Here is a 2973-nt window from a genome sequence, read left to right as displayed (position 1 = left end):
GCCGGAAGTATTTCGGCTCGTTCATCGAGTACACCGCGCTGGTGGGCGCGATCGGCTACAAGCAGACCGTCGACCTGCTGCGCGGCTCCGCGCTGCTCTGCATCGACGAGTTCGAGCTGGACGATCCGGGCGACACGATGGTGATGACGCGGATGCTCGGGGAGATCGTGGCAAGCGGGACGCGGCTCGCGGCCACGAGCAACACGCCGCCCAACGCGCTGGGCGAGGGAAGGTTCGCGGCGCAGGACTTCCTGCGCGAGATCCACGCCATGGCCGACAGCTTCGAGACCATCCGCATCGACGGCGTCGACTTCCGTCAGCGCTCGTTCGACGGTCACGCTCCCGTTCTCGACACGAAGGCCTACGAGGAGGCGATCGCGGGCTTCGGCACGGCGAGCGACGATGCGTTCGACGCACTGATCGGCCATCTCGCGCGCGTGCATCCGTCGAAGTACATCCGCCTGATCGACGGTGTGCAGGCGGTCGGCTTGCGCGACGTCCGACAGCTCACGGACCAGTCCGAGGCGCTGCGCTTCGTCGCGTTCGTGGACCGGGTCTACGACGCCGAACTGCCGATCCGCGCCACCGGCGTGCCGCTCGACGAGGTGTTCGGCGCCGACATGCTGGGCGGCGGCTACCGCAAGAAGTACCTGCGGGCGATCTCGCGCCTCGTCGCCTCGACGCACGCCTGACCGCGGCAGCGGGAGTCGCGTGCGGTGTCGCGCGAAATGGGATGTTTACAGAAGTGAGCACCGCGTAACGCGCCCGAAACACGCTCCGAACCGTCTGTGAAACGGGGCAGGTCGACACTGAGGGAACCCGACGCTTCACACCCTGCGTCCCAGCAGAGAGGTTCCCGCTCGATCATGGATCAAGGCAACACAGCATTCATGCTCATCGCAGCAGCACTCGTGCTGCTCATGACGCCCGGACTTGCGTTCTTCTACGGCGGCCTGGTCAAGGCCAAGAGCGTCATCAGCATGATGATGCTCAGCTTCGGCGCGCTCGGCCTCATCGGCGTGCTCTGGGTCCTGTACGGCTACGCGATCGCCTTCCCGGGCGCTGAGGGTCTGCTCGCACCCTGGGCGATCGACACGACGGCCCTCGGTCTGAACAGCCTGCTCGAGACCCCGGAGGACGCCTCCTTCCCGCCGCTCGCGTTCGTCGCGTTCCAGGCGACCTTCGCGATCCTCACGGTCGCGCTGGTGTCGGGTGCCATCGCCGACCGCGCCAAGTTCGGCGGCTGGATGGTCTTCGCCGGCCTGTGGGCGACCATCGTCTACTTCCCGGTCGCGAGCTGGGTGTTCAACTTCGGCCTCGCCGACGACGGCAGCTTCGCGTACGGCGGATGGATCACGTACGGCCTGCAGGAGGCCTTCGGCGTCGGCGCGATCGACTTCGCCGGCGGCACCGCGGTGCACATCAACGCCGGTGCGGCAGCGCTCGCGCTCGCCCTCGTGCTCGGCAAGCGCGTCGGCTTCCAGAAGGGCGTGCACGTCCCGCACAACCCGCCCTTCGTGCTGCTCGGCGCTGGTCTGCTGTGGTTCGGCTGGTTCGGCTTCAACGCGGGTTCGGAGCTCGCCGCGGACGGCACGGCGGCCCTCGCGTTCGTCAACACGATCGGCGCCCCGGCCGCGGCTCTGCTCGGCTGGCTGATCGTCGAGAAGGTCAAGGACGGCAAGGCCACGTCGGTGGGCGCCGCCTCCGGCGCGGTCGCCGGTCTGGTCGCCATCACGCCGGCCTGCGCGTCGCTGCACCCGATCTGGGCCCTGCTGCTCGGCTTCATTGCCGGCGTGATCTGCGCCTTCGCGATCGAGCTGAAGTGGAAGCTCGGCTTCGACGACTCGCTCGACGTCGTGGGCATCCACCTCGTGGGCGGCCTGATCGGCACGCTGTACCTCGGCTTCTTCGCCAACGGCACCGGCCTGTTCATGGGCGGCGGCTTCAACCAGCTGGCGGTGCAGGCGATTGCGGCCATCGCGGTGCTCGCGTACTCGTTCGTGCTGGCGCTGGTGATCGGCTTCGCGGTCGAGAAGACCATCGGCTTCCGCGTGAAGAACGAGGACGAGCTGGCCGGCATCGACACTGTCGTGCACGGCGAGGCGGGCTACACGCTCGCCGACTGACCCCACCACGCCCCGACACGGGGCACCCCACCACGGGGCGTCGCGGCATCACGCCGCGGCGCCCCACTCTCATCTGCGGCGCCTCCGTGCGTCCTCGGTAGGCTCGCGGGCATGGCACGAGGACTTCGGGGGACCATCGCGAGACTGGCCGTCGACGCGCTGCAGGTCGCGACGAGGCGCCTCACACGCGGCCGCGGCGAGGGCCGGGCCTCCCGCGCCGACGGCGCCTCACACGGCGGCAGGGTCCCCGGTCCTGGGGCGCCCGTCGGCGTCGAGACGGTCGAGGTGCGGCCCGAGAACGTGGGGGACCTGCGCCTGTCGTACGCGCCGCAGCCCGATGGCGAGCCCGACGCGGGAGAGATCGTCTGGACCTGGGTGCCCTACGTCGAGAACGACGGGCGAGGCAAAGATCGTCCCGTGCTCGTCATCGCCCGGCACGGCGCGCAGCGCGTGTACGCCGTGAAGCTCACGAGCAGGTCGAGAGAGGGCGACCGGGAGTACACGCCGATCGGCTCCGGAGCCTGGGACGCTGCGGGACGTGAGTCCTGGGCCGACCTCGATCAGCTGTACAGCGTGCACCTGAACGGCATGCGGCGAGAGGCGGCCGCGCTCGACCGCGAGCGCTTCGCGCGGGTGGCCGCTGCCCTGCGGCACCGCTACGGCTGGATCGCGGAGGGCTGAGCGCCACGCCCGATGCGGTCATGGTTCGGGAAGCGGCGTGCGATCGGGTAGTATCGTTTCTCGGCCCGCAAGGGCGGCAGTTCCACAACATGGGCGATTGGCGCAGTTGGTAGCGCGCTTCCTTCACACGGAAGAGGTCATCAGTTCGAGTCTGGTATCGCCCACC

Annotated in this window: 3 protein-coding genes and 1 tRNA gene; all 4 read left to right on the top strand. The window is 69.2% G+C overall.

All coding sequences use genetic code 11. The features are described from left to right. The coding region (gene zapE, locus RIF89_RS13205) for an AFG1/ZapE family ATPase (RefSeq protein ID WP_309069556.1) at positions 1-692 on the top strand (692 nt) is incomplete at its 5' end. A gap of 174 nt (positions 693-866) precedes the next feature. Further along, complete coding sequence (locus RIF89_RS13200; protein ID WP_309069555.1) at positions 867-2126, top strand: ammonium transporter; 1260 nt, start codon at positions 867-869, stop codon at positions 2124-2126. 111 nt (positions 2127-2237) lie between these two features. Next, complete coding sequence (locus RIF89_RS13195; RefSeq protein WP_309069554.1) at positions 2238-2807, top strand: type II toxin-antitoxin system PemK/MazF family toxin; 570 nt, start codon at positions 2238-2240, stop codon at positions 2805-2807. Positions 2808-2898: 91 nt separating this feature from the next. Then, positions 2899-2971 (top strand) — tRNA-Val (locus RIF89_RS13190). Positions 2972-2973 lie beyond the last annotated feature (2 nt).

Origin of the sequence: Microbacterium sp. (assembly GCF_031178525.1) — a bacterium.
In the GTDB taxonomy this organism is placed as follows: Bacteria; Actinomycetota; Actinomycetes; order Actinomycetales; family Microbacteriaceae; genus Microbacterium.
This window is presented reverse-complemented; position numbering and strand designations above follow the sequence as displayed.

Bases quoted from the DNA above. Each gene is read 5' to 3' on its own strand.
- RIF89_RS13200 (WP_309069555.1), top strand. From the start codon at position 867: ATGGATCAAGGCAACACAGCATTCATGCTCATCGCAGCAGCACTCGTG.
- RIF89_RS13195 (WP_309069554.1), top strand. From the start codon at position 2,238: ATGGCACGAGGACTTCGGGGGACCATCGCGAGACTGGCCGTCGACGCG.